Origin of the sequence: Streptomyces sp. NPDC047853 (assembly GCF_043204535.1) — a bacterium.
In the GTDB taxonomy this organism is placed as follows: Bacteria; Actinomycetota; Actinomycetes; order Streptomycetales; family Streptomycetaceae; genus Streptomyces.
Genome location: NZ_JBIDCI010000019.1, coordinates 95,673 through 112,149, shown reverse-complemented (window position 1 = coordinate 112,149; position 16,477 = coordinate 95,673). Strand labels below are relative to the sequence as shown.

The window sequence follows — 16,477 nt, the reverse complement described above, 5'->3', positions numbered from 1 at the left end:
GCGCCCACCACGCGCTCACGGCGGAAGCACGCCGACCGAAGCGCCAACGCCCTTCCGGGCGGGGCCGCACCCGCGTCCCACCCGGGGAGCCCCGGGCGGAGCCCGAAGACGACCGCCGGCGCGACCGTCGCGCCCGACTCTCCCCGCCCTCTCGACCGCGCGGGGCGCCGCGGCTGCCGCGGGGGCTCGGTCACCCGGCCGGCCGATCGCGGCTCTGGCCGCTCATCGCAGCCCCGTGCTACCAAGAGCCATGACCCCGCCCACCCCGCCCAGCGCACGCCATGCGCCCCACGCCTCCCGCGCCTACGACGCCGTCATCGTCGGTGGTGGCCACAACGGCCTGGTCGCCGCCGCCTACCTGGCCCGCGCCGGCCGCTCCGTGCTCGTGCTGGAACGCCTGGACCACACCGGGGGCGCCGCGGTGTCGACACGCCCCTTCGCCGGGGTCGACGCACGGCTGTCGCGCTACTCGTACCTGGTCAGCCTGTTGCCGAAGAAGATCGTGCGGGAACTGGACCTCGACTTCCGGGTACGGGGACGCACCGTCTCCTCGTACACGCCCGTCGAGCGGGACGGCCGGCCCACCGGGCTCCTCGTCGGCGGGGGCGAGCGGCGGACCCGGGAGTCCTTCGCCCGGCTGACCGGTTCGGACCGGGAGTACGCGGCCTGGCAGCGGTTCTACGGCATGACCGGCCGGGTCGCCCAGCGGGTCTTCCCGACCCTCACCGAGCCGCTGCCCACCCGCGACGAGCTGCGTCGCCGGGTCGACGACGAGGCGGCCTGGCGCGCGCTGTTCGAGGAGCCGATCGGTGTCGCGATCGAGGAGCACTTCGCGGACGACCTGGTACGGGGAGTGGCCCTCACCGACGCCCTGATCGGCACCTTCGCCGACGCCCACGACCCCGGCCTCAGCCAGAACCGCTGCTTCCTCTACCACGTGATCGGCGGTGGCACCGGCGCCTGGGACGTCCCGGTCGGCGGCATGGGCGCCCTCACCGACGCCCTGGCCGACGCGGCGCGCGCCGCGGGCGCCGTGCTGGCCCCCGGGCACGAGGCGGTGCGGATCGACACGGACGGACGCGCGGCCGAGGTCACCTACCGCTGTGCCGACGGCGAGGCCGTCGCCGCCGCGCGCCACGTCCTGGTGAACGCCTCCCCGCAGGAACTGGCGACGCTCACGGGACAGGCGCCCCCGCCGCCCGCCGAGGGCGCACAGCTCAAGGTCAACATGCTGCTGACGCGGCTCCCCGCGCTGCGCGACCCCGGGACCGACCCGCACGAGGCCTTCGCGGGGACCTTCCACATCGCGGAGGGCTACGAGCAACTGGCGACCGCCCACGCCCGTGCCGCGGCCGGCGAGCCGCCCGAGGCACCGCCCTCCGAGATCTACTGCCACTCGCTGACCGACCCCACGATCCTCGGCCCCGACCTGGCCGCGAAGGGCATGCACACGCTCACCCTGTTCGGTCTGCACACCCCCGCCCGGCTCTTCGCCCGGGACAACGACGCGGTGCGCGAGCGGCTCCTCGCGTCGACCCTGGCCCAACTCGACGCCCACCTGGCCGAGCCCCTCGCGGACTGCCTGGCGACCGACGCCGACGGGCGGCCCTGCATCGAGGCCCGGTCGCCGCTCGACCTGGAACGCGACCTGCGCCTGCCCGGCGGCCACATCTTCCACCGCGAGCTGGCCTGGCCCCACGCCCAGGAGGGCACCGGCCCCTGGGGCGTCGGGACGGGGCAGCCGAACGTCCTGCTGTGCGGAGCGGGCGCGGTACGCGGGGGCGGGGTCAGCGGGGTGCCGGGGCACAACGCGGCGATGGCCGTGCTGGGCCGGTCGGCGAGCTAGTCGGCCGACGCCGTCCACCCCACCGCCGCGATCCGCGCCGCGTCGGCGGGGCGCGCGTCGTGGAAGAGGACGCCGTCGGCCCCCTCGGCGCGCAGCCCGTCGACGTACGCCCCGCGGCCCACGTACAGCCGGTCGGTCGTGTACCGCCAGCGCAACGTCACTCCCCGCGCTGCCGGGAGGGCGGCCGTCAGCCGGTGCCAGACGCGGCCCGACCAGCCGGTGACCGAGCCCGCCGGGTGCTCCCGCGGTGCCTCTCCGCGGCGCGTCGTGGTGAAGGGGACGCTCGTCCAGGTGGTGCCGCCGTCGGTCGTGGCCTCCAGGACGAGGGTGTCCGACCCGGGTTCGACGTCCCACCACAGCGCGCAGTCCAGCCGCGCCGCACCGCCGGACGTGTCCAGCGCGGGCAGCGTGAGCGTCGCCGTCGCGGAGTTCGCCGTACCGGAGAACCAGGCCGTGCGGCCGTGTGCGGGACGCACCGGCACCGCCCGCGCCATGTTCGTCCCGGCCGCGGCCCGGGGGGCCGAACCGGAACGCCAACTGCGCACCGGGTGGACCGAATTGCCCAGCACCACGAGGAACGAGTCGGTGGTCGGGTCGAGCACCAGCGAGGTTCCGGTGAAGCCGGTGTGCCCGGCCGTGCGCGGAGTGGCCATCGCCCCCATGTACCAGTGCTGGTACAGCTCGAAACCGAGGCCGTGCTCGTCCCCCGGGAAGTCCGTGTTGAAGTCGGTGAACATCAGCTCCACCGACTCCGGCCGCAGGATGCGCTCCCGGCCGTAGGAGCCGCCGTTGAGCAGGGCGCGGCCGAGGACCGCCAGGTCCCAGGCGCAGGAGAAGACGCCCGCGTGACCGGCGACGCCGCCGAGGCTGAAGGCGTTCTCGTCGTGCACCTCGCCCCACACCAGCCCCCGGTCCAGGCCGGACCAGGGCAGGCGCGCGTCCTCCGTGGCGGCGATGTGCGGCTTCCAGGACGCGGGCGGGTTGTAGCGGGTGCGGCGCAGGCCGAGCGGGGCGGTGATCTCCTCGCGCAGCAGCACGTCGAGGGTGCGGCCGGTGACCTCCTCCAGGACGAGCTGGAGGGAGATCAGGTTCAGGTCCGAGTAGAGGTAGGCGGTGCCGGGCGGACTGGCCGGCGCCTCGTCGTAGACGAGCTGCACCTTCGCCTCGTAGGTCGGCGCCTTGTACAGCGGGATCCACGCCCGGAACCCCGAGGTGTGCGTCAGCAGCTGCCGGACCGTCACGTCCTGCTTGCCGGCCCGTCCGAAGTCCGGCAGGTACGAGGCGACCGGCTCCTCCAGCTCCAGCGTGCCCCGCTCCAGCTGCTGCACGGCGAGGATGGAGGTGAACAGCTTGGAGATCGACGCGAGGTCGAACACCGTGTCCTCGGCCATCGGGATCTGCTGCCCCGCGGGGAACTCGACGCCGGTGTCGGTCGCCTCGTCGTAGGCCCGGTAGCGCACAGCCATGCCGATCGGCTCGTGCAGCGCCACCGTGCCGCCCCGCCCGGCGAGCAGCACGGCGCCCGCGTACCACGGGTGCTCGGGGGAGGGGCCGAGGTAGGCCTCGGCGTCGGTGACGAGGCGGCGCAGATGACCGGGGAGCAGACCGGCGCGCTCGGCGGAGCCGCGCCGCAGGGTGGGGCGGCGACCCTGGTCCGCGGCGGCCTCGGCCGGTCCGGCCGCGAACGGGGCGATGGCCAGGGCACCACCGAGTGCCATGGCACCGGCGCCCAGTTGACGCCGCGTGAATCCGTTGGTCGCCTGTCCGGCCATCGAAGAGCCTCCCGCCGCCGAAGCTGAAAGTATCTTTCCTGGATCGCCGTGCGGAGTGAAACTTTCCTGTCAGTGCCGGGTCGTGTCAATGGGGCGGACGGAGCCGACGGGACGCCGGACCCGCCCGGCGCGGCCGGACGGGTCGCAGGACGGCGCGGACTCAGCGTTCGCGCACCCGGACGACGCGCAGGGCGGGCGACGCCCGGATGTCGCGCTCGCAGAAGCGGGACGTCACCCACCGCTCACCCGAGAACAGCCGGGTCTGGTCGGCATGATGGGGCGAGGTGGGGTCGGCGGACTGGGAGTAGGTCAGGAGCGTCCGCGCCACCGGGCACCGGCTCCCGTCCCAGCCGACCGCCTGGATGTAGCTGGAGCCGGTGGTCACCTCGGTGTAGCCGCCGCCGGCCGGGTCCCAGACGGGCTCGATCTTGTTCCAGACGCCCAGCGACTCCGTGCCCCCGCCCACGGGGATGCGCTTGCCGCCCCGCACCACGAACTGGTGCTCACCCAGCCGGGCGCCGAGCGGGATACCCGCCGCCCGCAGTTCGCCGACCGCGTCCGCGAGGGCGGTGGCGAAGCCGGGTACGGAGGTGTCGAGGGTGTTCGGGGTGCGGACCGGGTCGTCGGGCGAGAACGGCACCTTCCACAACCGCCCGGCCGGCACCGTCCTCGTGAGGGCCCGCCAGAACCGGTCGAAGAGCAGCGCGCCCCGGCTCCCGGTGTCGACCGTGCGGTCCCAGCGGGCGAGGACACCGCAGGCATCCCGCACGTCCACCGCTGTGCCCGCGCTGTCGGTCGCCGTGCCGCCGGCCAGCGCCGCGCAGGCCCGCGCCGCGTCGGCGGCGACCAGGTCACCGGCGGGCACGCGGTCGGCGAACTGCTGCCGCTGGAGGTCCCGTACGGTCAGCCCGCCGCGCCCGGCCATCGCCGCCACGTCCTCGACCGCACCCCGCGTCCGCATCGAGCGCTGGGTGCCGACGGTGCCGAAGACGCGTTCGTAGCCGGTGAGCGGGCGGTCCGCGTTGGCCAGCCAGGCGCTGTCGTTGGAGTTCTCCGCGTACGGCGCGTCCTCGAGCGTCGGCATCCGGTCCGGACCGAAGATCCCCGGCTGTACGGCGTCCCGGTCCCGGCCCAGGGCGCAGTCGCCGCGCGACCCGTCGAGGACCGCCACTCCCGAGGACGGGTAGGTGACCTTGCCGAGCGGTGTGGAACAGCGGTCGGCCAACTCGTCGGTGATGCGGGGGAGTACCTGTGACTGGGTGAACAGGGTGCGCCCGCGCGAGTCGGCGGCGATCGTGTTCACCCACGGCAGCCCCTGCGTGCGGCGCAGCGAGTCCCGTACGTCGCCCGTGCCGCGGGCCCGGCTGAAGCCGAGCGCGGTGTCGGAGGCGCGCAGGTTGGCGGCGTTCGGGTCGTTGAGCGCGTAGGCGGTCGTCCCGGTCCACGGCAGGGGCAGCGAGGCGCCGAGCGAGGTCACCACCGGGCCGTACCGGGTCCACCACTGGGTCCGGGTCACCGGCGCGCCGTCCTTCACCGGGACGGTCACGGACCGCTCCGTCATCCGCTCGCGCCTGCCGTCCACCAGGTAGACCGTCGGGTCGGCCGGGTCCAGCGTCAGCTGGTGGAGGTTGAGCGGCACGCCCGTGGCGACGGTGTGGCTCCAGGCGACATGCGCGTTGTGGCCTATGGACACCGTGGCGGAGCCGAGCAGGGAGCCGCCCGCCACGTCGAGCCGGCCCGGGATCGTCTGCTGCGACTGCCAGAAGCGGCGCCCGCCGTGCCACGGGTAGTGCGGGTTGCCGAGCAGCAGCCCGCGCCCGTTCGCCGTGGTGCGCCCGCTGAACGCGACCGCGTTGGAACCCATGTCGGCGTCGTCGGCGGCGAACAGCTCCCGGGCGGCGCGCGCGAGAGCCCCGGCGTCGGGCGCGGGGGCCGCCGCCGCGGTGCCCCCGGACGGGGGCCGGGCGGCCGTGATGCCGTCCACGGCCCGTCCCTCACCGCCGAGCACGGCGAGGGCGAAGCCGCGCACGGCCACGTCCAGCGAGGTCACCGGGCGCACCCAGGAGGCGCCCCGGCACGCCGGGTCGGTGATCCGGTTCTGCTCCAGCCAGGCGTTGTAGCCCGCCGCGAAGCCCCGCATCAGTTCCTCGGAGTCGCGGCTGGGGCCGCGCGGCGCCGGCTCGGCGAGCAGCCGCTCCACCGTGCGCGACCGGCGCACTCCCTGGAAGTACAGGTCGCTGGCGAGGTTCGTGGTGGCCGACGAGAGCGAGAGGTCGGTCGCCGCGTCGGCGCCGAAGTGCCGTGAGCGTTCACCGCGCACGGTCACGAAACCGTCGGCCAGCGCACACACCTGGTCCTCGGCCTGGGCCCAGCCCGTGCCGAAGCCGAGGTTCGCGTAGTCCTCGGCGACGATGTGCGGGATGCCGTACTCGGTGTAGCGGATGACGGCGGACAGCCCGCCGTGGGACGGACGCTCGTGCCGGCCGGCGGACCGTTCGTCCGCGGCGGCCCCGGGCAGCGCGGTCGCCGCGGTGAGCAGGGCGACGGCCGTGACGACGAGCCGTCTCAGGCGGGTGCGCATCGTGCCTCCCGACGTCTTTGGGGGAAGGGGCGGCTGAGCGTACCAGTCGGTATGTGCACGTGTCAGTGGCATGACACGAGCTGTTCACGGAGCCGCCGCACGTGTCTTGACCCGCCCCGCCCACCGGTCGAGGATCATGTCATGACGCAGACGCCCGGACACGGCAGCACGGTCGACGGGGTGCTGCGCCGCAGCGCCCGCCGCACGCCGGCCCGCGTCGCGGTCGAGTACCGCGACCGCTCCTGGACGTACGACGAACTCGACACCGCCGTCTCCCGCGCGGCGAGCGTCCTGGTGGCCCAGGGAGCCGCCCCCGGCGACCGGATCGGCGCCTACGGGCACAACTCCGACGCCTACCTGATCGCCTTCCTCGCCTGCGCCCGCGCGGGCCTGGTGCACGTCCCGGTCAACCAGAACCTGACCGGCGACGACCTCGCCTACCTCGTGACCCAGTCCGGCAGCACGCTGGTCCTCGCCGACCCGGACCTCACCGGCCGGCTCCCCGACGGCGTCCGCACGCTCCCGCTGCGCGACACGGACGACTCACTGCTCGCCCGGCTGGCCACGGCACCCGCGTACGACGGACCCGAGCCGGGCGCCGAGGACCTGGTGCAGCTGCTCTACACCTCGGGCACCACCGCGCTGCCCAAGGGCGCGATGATGACCCACCGGGCGCTGGTGCACGAGTACCTGAGCGCCATCACCGCCCTCGACCTCGGCGCGGGCGACCGCCCGGTGCACGCGCTGCCCCTCTACCACTCGGCGCAGATGCACGTCTTCCTGCTGCCCTACCTCGCGATCGGCGCGACGAACATCGTCCTCGACGCGCCCGACGGCGACCGGATCCTCGACCTGGTCGAGAACGGCCGCGTGGACAGCCTGTTCGCGCCGCCCACCGTGTGGATCGGTCTCGCGGGCCGCGCCGACTTCGCCACCCGGGACCTCGGCGGCCTGCGCAAGGCCTACTACGGGGCGTCGATCATGCCCGTGCCCGTCCTGGAACGCCTGCGCGAGCGTCTTCCGGGACTCGCCTTCTACAACTGCTTCGGGCAGAGCGAGATCGGCCCCCTCGCCACCGTCCTCGGCCCGGACGAGCACGAGGGCCGCATGGACTCCTGCGGGCGCCCCGTCCTGTTCGTCGACGCGCGGGTGGTCGACGAGGACGGCAAGGACGTACCCGACGGCACACCCGGCGAAGTCGTCTACCGCTCCCCGCAGCTGTGCCAGGGATACTGGGACAAGCCCGAGGAGACCGAAGCCGCCTTCCGCGACGGCTGGTTCCACTCCGGCGACCTCGCGGTCCGGGACGCGGACGGCTACTTCACGATCGTCGACCGCGTGAAGGACGTCATCAACTCCGGTGGCGTGCTGGTCGCCTCCCGCCAGGTCGAGGACGCCCTCTACACCCACGAGGCGGTCGCCGAGGCCGCCGTGATCGGGCTGCCCGACGAGCGGTGGATCGAGGCCGTCACGGCGGTCGTCGTCCCGCGCGGCGAGGTCACCGAGGACGAACTGATCGCCCACGCCCGCGAGAGGCTCACCGCCTTCAAGGCACCCAAACGGGTGAGGTTCGTGGACGCGCTGCCGCGCAACGCCAGCGGGAAGATCCTCAAGCGGGAGCTGCGGGACCGGTTCACCGGCCCCTGACCACACGGCCTGTCGGCGGTCGGACCCGATCGCTAGGCTGACCGCGGACGACGAGACCGGGAGGAGCACGGACGTGGCCGAGAGCACCACCCAACAGCGCCCGCTCATGGGCTGGGACAAGCCGGAGCTGGACCTCAGCAAAGCGCAGTGGCAGTCCAGCAGCCGAGGCCTGGGGGATGTCCAGATCGCCTTCGTCGAGGGGTTCATCGCCATGCGGAACAGCGGCAGCCCGGAGAGCCCCTCCCTGATCTTCACCCCCGCGGAATGGGGCGCGTTCGTGTCGGGAGCGCGGGAGGGCGAGTTCGACCTCACCTGAGACGCCTCCCCGGACGCCGGGCCGATGCCCGTCCGCCCGATCCGGGGGTGTTCCCCGCCTTTTTCCGGACACGCGAGCGCGAGCGCCCCCGCGGGGCCGAGGCCTGAGCGAGGCTGACGCCACGAGGGGGACGGTCGTACCCGGAGGTGAGGAACCCATGAGCACCACCCTGCCGGTCATCGCGGCGGTCGACGGCTCGGACGACAGCCTGCGCGCCCTGGACTGGGCCTTGGACGCCGCCCACCGGCGCGAGGCACCCCTGCGGGTGGTGCACGTGCGTCAGTACGCCGCCTGGGCGCAGGCCGAGGTCCTGGTCGCGGGCCCACCGGACACCGGCGACGACCCGCTGCTCGACCAGGCCCGCGAGCACCTGCGGGGGCGGGCCTACGCGGTGGCGACGGAGTACGTCGGCATGGAGGGCGTGCCGGGTGCCGTGCTGCCGGAGCTGGGCGCGGACGCCCAACTGCTGGTGCTCGGCTCCCGGGGCCGCGGCGGCTTCGCCAGTCTGCTGCTCGGCTCCAACGGCATGGCCGCCGCCCGCGACGCCGAGTGCCCCGCCGTGGTCGTGCCCCGCCCCGGGCGCGAGGTGCACGGGGAGCCGCCCGCCGAACCCGGGCCCCGGGTGGTCGTCGGACTGCACGTGGACAGTCCCGACGACGCCACGCTCTCCTTCGCCTTCACCGAGGCGGCGCTGCGCGGGGCCCGCCTCCAGGTGGTCGCCGCCTACCCGTGGCCGGTACAGACCTGGGCCGCCGCCGGCCAGATGATGCCGCTGGTGATCGACGAGGTCTCCATCGAGAGCGAGACCCGGGTCCTGGCCGACGGCTTCCTCGCCCCCTACCGCGGACGCCACCCCGACGTCCGGGCCGAGACGCACGTCGTGCCCGGCGACGCCGCCGGGCACCTCGTCGCCGCCTCCCGCGACGCCGACCTGGTCGTCGTCGGCCGGCACCGCCGGCGCCTGCTGGCCCCCGCCCGCATGATGGGCTCGGTCACCCACGCCGTCCTGCTGCACGCGGCCGCCCCGGTCGCGGTGGTGCCGCCGGCTCCCCCGGAGGAGTGAGGCGAGGCGGACACGCACGACGGCGGGGCCGCACGGCCGGGTCGGGCGGCGCCCGCACTCCGTGCGGAGGGCGCGGCCACGTACCATGGCGGCATGTCGTTCCTCCGCCGCCGCAGCGCCACGCCCGCCGGGCCCGACTTCGACGTACTGGCCATGGACCCGGGCGACTGGCCCGGGAACCTGGGCGCCGGCCTCCTGCCCGCACCGGACGGCAGCTGCCAGGGCGTCTTCCTGCGCTACGACCTGTTCGGCGGACGCGGCCCCGCGATGATCATCGGCAACCTGCCGGCCGGCTCCCCGGCCCGCGAGGTCCCCGAGGGCGAGATCCCGTTCGAGGTCGCCCAGCTGCTGCTGGCCCTGGAGAACGAGGAGGAGGTGACGGTCGTCGGCGCCGAGGACGTCCCCGTGATGCAGGGCGACAACCTGCTCATCGTGCGCCGCCTCAAGCTCTCCGAGGGCCGGATCTCCTGCGTGCAGTTCGACCGCAGCGACGGCGTCCTGGTGACCATCGCCGCCTGGGACCGCCCCATCACCGACGACCTGTACGCCCTGCTGAAGCCGCTCCCGGCGGAGCTCTTCCAGCAGGGCTGACCCGGCGGCTACCGCACGGTCGCGAGCGTGACGTCGGCGGCGCGCACGTACGCGACCCGGTGGCCGTACTGGATCTCGTAGTACAGGTCCTCACCCACGACCACCCGGTGCGAGGCCTCGTCGAAGGTCACCGCGTAGTAGTACTCGCCGGGCACCTTCCCACCGGTCACGTACCTCTGCCCCGCGAGCAGCCGGTACGGCAGCGGCGACACGGCCTGGGCGGGCACGTCCGCCGGGTAGGCGGCCTTCTCCGGGTACGCGCGCCCGTACACCGGTACGCTCTCCAGACCCTCCCTCGGAGTGATCACCCGGCCCGAGGCGGGCACCGCCGCCGGGTTCTTCCGGGGGTCGTGGAACCAGGCCTTCTGGCCCAGGTACCAGATGGCGGTCCAGTCCCCCCACCGGTCGGCGACCGCGTACTGCTGACCCGTCGAGACCCGCGACGACAGGTCGTTCACCCCGGTCGTGGGGGTGGTGCCGAGGCCGACGTCCCTGATCAGCGGCGCGTTCACGTCGTGGTCGGAGTAGAGCCGCACCGCGCTGGAGCCGTGTGCCGCGCAGGGCTCGCCCCGCGTCTCGCAGCCGGTGTACCCGGGCCGGTTGGCGGCGTAGTCGGGGCGGATCGTCACCATGCCGGACTTCCTGCCGGCCGTCGGCTCGAAGGGGCGGCCCAGCAGCTCGAAGTAGTGCCGCCAGTCCCAGTACGGGCCGGGGTCGGTGTGCATGCCCGGGATCGTCGCCGTCGTGGTGCCCGGGACGTTGTCGTGGCCGAGGATGTGCTGCCGGTCCAGCGGGATGTCGTACTTCTTGGCCAGGTACTTCACCAGCCGCGCCGACGAGCGGTACATCGCCTCCGTGTACCAGGCGTCCGGCTCCGCCAGGAAGCCCTCGTGCTCCAGGCCGATCGACTTCGCGTTGACGTACCAGTTGCCCGCGTGCCAGGCCACGTCCTTCGCCTTCACGTGCTGGGCGATGTGGCCGTCGGTGGAGCGCAGGCTGTAGTTCCAGGACACGTAGGTCGGGTCCTGGACCATGTCGAGGACACCGTCCCAGGCGCCCTCGGTGTCGTGCACGACGATGTACCGGATGCGCTGGGCGGCGGGCCGGTTCCCCAGGTCGTGGTTGCCGTAGTCGCCGTCGCCGAACTCCTCGTACGGGGCCGGGAGCCATGCGCAGGACACCGTCTTCGGGCACTCGGTGCCCGCGGCCGAGGCGGTGCGCAGTCCCACGCGTCCCAGCTGCGAGACATCGGGCGCCACGTCGGGCCGGGCCGCCAGGGCGACCCGCTGCCCGGCGTCCGTGGTCCGCCGCCCACCCTCGCGGATCACCTCGAACACGTCGTTCGCGTACGCGGCCGCCGTCGCGGAGTCCTCGGCCCCCGAGAAGCGGGCCACCGCCCCGTACCAGTCCGCCGGGTCCGCGCTGAGCGGCTCGCCCAGGTCCCGCTGGGCGGCGGCGAGCAGTGCGGCGCCGCCGGACACGTTCGCGGCCGCGTCGGTGCGCAGCGCCTCGGGACTCAGACCGGTCAGCTCGGCCGCCCGCGGCAGCGTGGACAGCCGGGCCGGCAGATCGGCGGGTGCCCGGGCCGGCCCCGGGCGCAGCGGCGCCCGGGCGTCGTCGCCACGGGGATCCTCGGTGCCCTCGCTGTGGTGCGAGGCCCCGGCCAGGGCCGCACGCGCGTCGGTGAGGTGCAGCGGGCCGTAGCCGCCGGTCACACTCGGCGCGCCCGCGTGCGCGTCCCAGCGGGACTGGAGGTAGGAGACGCCGAGCAGGACGCTCTGCGGCACGCGGTACTCCGCGGCCGCCACGGCGAAGGCCCGCTGCAGGCGGTCCTCCTGGGCGGGCGGCGCCACGGAGGGCCGGGCGGCGGACGGTGCCGCCCCGAGCAACGGCAGCAGCACTGCCGCCGCGGCCAGGACGGGCACGACGGGGGATCTGCGCAAAGCGGCCTCCTGTGACGGGCGTGACGGGACGGACGGTGCGGGGCCGGGCGTGGGTCAGTGGTACCCGGCGGTCCGACGATCCGTCAATCATGCGTCCATCACGGCGATTGCCCACGTCAGCAGGGGGGCGGGCGAGTTTCGCGGCGGCGGGCCACGGGCCTGGGCGGCGTCAGTGGCGTACACCAATGGCCGACGCGCACCGCGGCACACAAAAATCCGCGGTGCGCTCCCGTCCCGGGCGCACCGCGGTTCGTCGTCCTTCCGTCAGCGCGTGCCGACCGCCGCGCGCACCGCCCGCCGGGCCATCTGGCAGTCGTCGTGCAGCCGGCGCAGCAGCAGCCGCTGCTCCTCGCCGGAGGGCGCGGCACCGGGCGGGACCGGCGCCGCCGGCGCGGTGTCCTGCAGGGAACGCTGCACGGCCGTCTCGTACGTACGGATCTCCCGGGTCAGCACCAGCATCAGGTTGACCAGGAACGCGTCGCGCGCGGCCGTCCCGCCCGACTGGGCGATCTGGCTGATCTGGCGGCGGACCACCGGGGCGTCGCCTAGGACGGCCCACAGCGTCGCCAGGTCGTAACCGGGCAGGTACCAGCCGGCGTGCTCCCAGTCCACCAGCACCGGACCGGCCGGTGACATCAGGACGTTGGAGAGCAGTGCGTCACCGTGGCAGAACTGGCCCATGCCCTGGCGGCCACCCGCGTGGGCGATGCCGTGCAGCAGCTTCTGCAGGTCACCCAGGTCCCGGTCGGTGAGCAGTCCCAGCTCGTGGTAGCGGGAGATCCGGTCGGCGTAGTCCAGCGGCGCGTCGAAGGTGCCGGCCGGTGGACGCCAGGCGTTGAGCCGGCAGATCGCGCCGAGCGCCGCCCTGATGTCCGCCCGCGGCGGAGCCTCCAGCGGATGCCGGTGCAGAGCCGCCACCCGCCCGGGCATCCTCTCGATCACCAGTGTGCAGTTGTCCGGATCCGCTGCGATCAGCCTCGGCACCCGCACCGGGGGGCGGTGCCGGACGAACGAGCGGTATGCCCCTATCTCGTGCCGGATGCGCTCCGCCCACGCGGGGGAGTGGTCCAGTAAACACTTGGCGACCGCGGTGCTGCGCCCGGTCGTACCGACCAGGAGCACGGAGCGCCCGCTGCGGCGCAGCACCTGCACCGGCGAGAACTCCGGACAGATCCGGTGCACGGAGGCGATCGCCGTGCGCAGTTGGGCCCCTTGGGGGCCGGACAGGTCGATTCTCCCGCTGAGCGGCTGGGCGCCGGGGCCCGCGCCGCGCCGCGCCCTGCCCGCCCCGAGCACCGGGGCCGCCGGACGAGCGGGGGCGAGATAGGGGCCGCCGCCCGCCGTCGGACGGGGGTGCAGCGAGCGCTGCGGGGCGGACACGGAGGACGATGCTGCGTACATGATCGAGACAGATCCCTTCGTGTGCCTGCTGTGCCTGTCTGAAGAGCGGTGCCCGACCGATCGTGCGGAAGGGCCGCCTTCTGGAAGCCGTCGCGCCGTCCGACCGGCCGCCGGGGACCACCCTGGGGAGTAACCCCACGGCAACCGGGTCGGGGTGGCGCATTCCTACCTGACACCCGTCCGCCCCTGGCACACCATCTGGCGCACCCTGGCGAACGGTGGCGAATCATCGCCCGGCAACCTGCACGGGGCTACTGTCAACTCAGCCGAGAACCTGGGGGCTTGACGTGAACAAGGAACCCAACACCCGTCTGTCGGACCTGTTCGGCCTGGCCGGCTGGTCCAAGGGGGAACTCGCGAGGCTGGTCAACCGGCAGGCGGCGGCCATGGGCCACCCCCAGCTGGCGACCGACACCTCGCGGGTGCGGCGGTGGATCGACATGGGAGAGATCCCGCGCGATCCGGTGCCGCGGGTGCTGGCGGTCCTGTTCACCGAGCGTCTCGGCCGTGTCGTGACCATCGAGGACCTCGGTCTGGTTCGGCACGGGCGCGCGGGGAAACGGCAGGACGGCGGGAACGAGGAACATCCCGACGGAGTGCCGTGGGCGCCCGAGCGGACCGCGGCGGTCCTCACCGAATTCACGGGAATGGACCTCATGCTCAACCGACGCGGCTTGGTGGGCGCGGGCGCCGCGCTCGCCGCGGGCTCCGCACTCAGCAGCGCCATGCACGACTGGCTGCACACCGACCCGGCCCTGGCTGCCGACGCTCCCCACCCCCGCCGACCTCCGCACGCCGACCCCGCCGGGTTCGACCGGTACGAGGCCGCCCCCATCGGGTCCCAGGAAGTCGAGGAACTGGAGCGCTCGGTCGAGGTGTTCCGCGCCTGGGACGCCGCCCGGGGCGGCGGACTCCAGCGCAAGGCCGTGGTGGGCCAGCTCAACGAGGTGGGGGGCATGCTCTCCTACCACCACCCACCCCATCTCCAGCGCCGCCTGTGGGGCGTCGCCGCCAACCTCGCGGTCCTCGCGGGCTGGATGTCGCACGACGTCGGCCTGGAACCCACGGCGCAGAAGTACTTCGTCATCGCCGCCCATGCCGCGCGCGAGGGCGGCGACCGGCCCCGGGCCGGCGAGGCGCTCTCCCGGGCCGCCCGTCAGATGGTGCACCTGGGCCGGCCCGACGACGCGCTCGACCTGATGAAGCTGGCCGAGTCGGGCTCCGGCGAGGAGGTGCTGCCGCGTACCCGGGCCATGCTCTACACCATCGAGGCCTGGGCGCAGGCCTCCATGGGCAAGGGCCAGGCGATGCGCCGCACCCTGGGCCGGGCCGAGGACCTCTTCGTCTCCGACAAGGCGGACGTGCCGCCGCCGGACTGGATGCAGACGTTCAAGGAGGAGGATCTGTACGGCATGCAGGCCCTGGCCTACCGGACGCTCGCCGAGTTCGAACCGGGCGCCGCCGCGCATGCCCAGCACTACGCCGAGAAGGCGCTGGCCCTCAGGATCGACGGCCGGCAGCGGTCGAAGATCTTCGACTACCTCTCCATGGCCTCCGCCTGCTTCATCGCCGACGACCCCGAACAGGCGGACCGGTACGCGCGACTGGCCCTGGTGTCCATGGGCACCAACTCCTCCCAGCGGACCTGGGACCGGCTGCGTCAGATGTACCGGCTGACCGCGGAGTACGCCGGCTTCCCGAAGATCCAGGAGCTGCGCGAGGAGATCGAACTGGCGTTGCCCAAGGGGAAGTCGTCGAGGGCCAGGGGGAGGAGCGGCGACATCGCGCGGGCGTAGCGCCCACCGCGTGGTGACCGCGCCGCTCAGCCGTGCTCCCTAGACCGTCACCCGGGCGACCAGCACGCAGGTGTCACCCCGGCTGCCGGACGCGGCGGTCGCGGCGAGCACCTCCGTCACGATCCGTACGCCGTCCTGGGCGGAACACACCCCTGCCAGACGGAGGGTCAGCGCGAGGAGGCGATGCTCGTCCTCCTCGGCGAGCCCACCGGTGTGCAGGAGGACCAGGTCGCCGGCGCGGAGGGGCACCGCCTGCCGCTCGGCTGTCGCCCGCACCGTCCCGTCACGGACCAGCAGGGGGGTGGCTCGGCCGGTGTGCGCCCAGGTCAGGGTGCGGGTCCCGGGCCGGTATCCGCAGAACAGGGCCTCGCGCACGGGGGGCAGGGCGCCGCGGTCGAGTAACCGGTCGAGGAGGTCCGGCAGGTGGGCGGGCGGCGAGCCGGCCATCGACAGGCCGCGCAGCGCGCTGATGACCATCGCCGGGGTCTGGGCCCCGGCGATGTCCGGCCCGGCGAGTGCGCCGACGCTGAGCAGGGTGTCGTCGCCGGTGAGCGCGCACGCGTCGTACCAGGCGCCGCTCCGGGGCGCGTGGGCACGGGACGGCAGGTACCCGGCGGCCAGGTCCAGGCCGGGCCGGCCCTCGCGCGGGAACCGCAGGATGCCGTGCCAGGGTGGCAGCACGGCGTCCCGCGGTTCGACCGCGGCCCGTGGCTCGCCGGCCGCCGGCAGGGGACGGTGCCGGAGCGAGTCACGGGTCTCGCTCACCGCCCGCTGACTGCGGCGCAGCTCGCTGACGTCGCGCAGCACCGCCCACATCGAGGCGGTGCTGCCGTCGGCGTCGAGCACGGGCTCGCCCATCATGTGCACGGTGCGTACGGTGCCGTCGGGCCGCACCACGCGGAACTCGCCGTCGATGGGCCGGCCGTCGACGAGGCAACCGGTGACCATGGCGGTCAGTTTCGGCCGGTCGTCGGCGACCACCAGGGAAGGGAGTTCGTCGAGACTGAGCGGAGCGGTCGCCGGATCGCGGCCGAAGATCTGGAAGAGTTCCCCGGACCACTCGGCCTCGTCGGTCAGCAGGTTCCACTCCGCGCTGCCGACCCGGCTGAGCAGGGAACCGGGCCGGAGGGCGGGCGCCGGGCCGTCCCGCAGTTGCGCCAGGTGCTCGTCCAGATCGCTGAGCTGGTGCAGCGCCAGGTCGTAGAGGGCACGCTGCCAGCGTCCGCGCGGGTCCGTCCCGTCGCCCCGGCTGTCCCGCCGTACCGCGTCCACGTCGCCCCGGAGCCGCCGTGTCAGCGATATCAGGGCTTCCACCGAGCCGTGTCCTGATGGCTGGGCGGCTGGATGGTCCGCGGAGAGAGGGGACGACATGACGCACTCCGATGTGCAGACGGTACGACCAAGGCGGGACCGAGGCTGGCGGAAGGACCGTTACGACTGTTGCACAGCCCGCGACGCCCCGTAAGGGATTCGGCAACACACGATACGGTGGTGCTTCAGGCATATGCCACGGTCTTCCCG

The 16,477-nt window shown here is 74.0% G+C and carries 11 protein-coding genes; 6 read left to right on the top strand and 5 right to left on the bottom strand.

Features of this window, described 5'->3' with window-relative positions; genetic code table 11:
* The first annotated feature begins 250 nt into the window (after nt 1-250).
* Nucleotides 251-1,846 (top strand): NAD(P)/FAD-dependent oxidoreductase, encoded by a 1,596-nt coding sequence (locus ACGF5T_RS29350; protein ID WP_366767720.1) that lies wholly within the window; start codon nt 251-253, stop codon nt 1,844-1,846.
* On the opposite strand, the gene ACGF5T_RS29345 is transcribed toward ACGF5T_RS29350, so the two are convergent.
* Both ACGF5T_RS29345 and ACGF5T_RS29340 read right to left on the bottom strand, forming a co-directional pair.
* Complete coding sequence (locus tag ACGF5T_RS29345) at nt 1,843-3,618, bottom strand: serine hydrolase (RefSeq protein ID WP_366767719.1); 1,776 nt, start codon at nt 3,616-3,618, stop codon at nt 1,843-1,845. The two genes, ACGF5T_RS29350 and ACGF5T_RS29345, sit on opposite strands and share 4 nt — an antisense overlap.
* Before the next feature lie 160 nt (nt 3,619-3,778).
* On the bottom strand, nt 3,779-6,199 hold the full coding sequence (locus tag ACGF5T_RS29340) for a penicillin acylase family protein (protein ID WP_366767718.1): 2,421 nt from the start codon (nt 6,197-6,199) through the stop codon (nt 3,779-3,781).
* Nucleotides 6,200-6,340: 141 nt separating this feature from the next.
* Between ACGF5T_RS29340 and ACGF5T_RS29335 the strand changes: the two genes are divergently transcribed.
* From ACGF5T_RS29335 to ACGF5T_RS29320, 4 genes are all read left to right on the top strand, one after another.
* Nucleotides 6,341-7,846 (top strand): acyl-CoA synthetase, encoded by a 1,506-nt coding sequence (locus ACGF5T_RS29335; protein WP_356610705.1) that lies wholly within the window; start codon nt 6,341-6,343, stop codon nt 7,844-7,846.
* A gap of 73 nt (nt 7,847-7,919) precedes the next feature.
* The gene (locus ACGF5T_RS29330) at nt 7,920-8,162 is read left to right on the top strand and encodes a DUF397 domain-containing protein (protein WP_356610706.1); all 243 of its coding nucleotides are present in this window, start codon (nt 7,920-7,922) and stop codon (nt 8,160-8,162) included.
* A 157-nt stretch (nt 8,163-8,319) separates the two neighbouring features.
* Nucleotides 8,320-9,225 carry a universal stress protein gene (locus ACGF5T_RS29325; RefSeq protein WP_356610707.1) on the top strand — a complete coding sequence of 302 codons (906 nt, stop codon included), beginning with the start codon at nt 8,320-8,322 and terminating at the stop codon, nt 9,223-9,225.
* A 93-nt stretch (nt 9,226-9,318) separates the two neighbouring features.
* Complete coding sequence (locus tag ACGF5T_RS29320; RefSeq protein WP_356610708.1) at nt 9,319-9,816, top strand: hypothetical protein; 498 nt, start codon at nt 9,319-9,321, stop codon at nt 9,814-9,816.
* 8 nt (nt 9,817-9,824) lie between these two features.
* Here the strand turns inward: ACGF5T_RS29320 and ACGF5T_RS29315 are convergent, their stop codons facing one another.
* Nucleotides 9,825-11,759, bottom strand: a complete 1,935-nt coding sequence (locus ACGF5T_RS29315) for an N-acetylmuramoyl-L-alanine amidase (RefSeq protein WP_366767717.1) — start codon at nt 11,757-11,759, stop codon at nt 9,825-9,827.
* Between the two features lie 264 nt (nt 11,760-12,023).
* Nucleotides 12,024-13,160, bottom strand: coding sequence for an aminoglycoside phosphotransferase family protein (locus ACGF5T_RS29310; protein WP_366767716.1), 1,137 nt, complete (start codon nt 13,158-13,160; stop codon nt 12,024-12,026).
* A 287-nt stretch (nt 13,161-13,447) separates the two neighbouring features.
* On the opposite strand from ACGF5T_RS29310, the gene ACGF5T_RS29305 reads away from it, so the two are divergent.
* Nucleotides 13,448-14,956 carry a hypothetical protein gene (locus tag ACGF5T_RS29305; protein WP_361017033.1) on the top strand — a complete coding sequence of 503 codons (1,509 nt, stop codon included), beginning with the start codon at nt 13,448-13,450 and terminating at the stop codon, nt 14,954-14,956.
* A 39-nt stretch (nt 14,957-14,995) separates the two neighbouring features.
* Here ACGF5T_RS29305 and ACGF5T_RS29300 read toward each other — a convergent pair whose 3' ends face one another.
* Complete coding sequence (locus tag ACGF5T_RS29300; protein WP_366767715.1) at nt 14,996-16,327, bottom strand: PAS domain-containing protein; 1,332 nt, start codon at nt 16,325-16,327, stop codon at nt 14,996-14,998.
* Nucleotides 16,328-16,477: the final 150 nt, after the last annotated feature.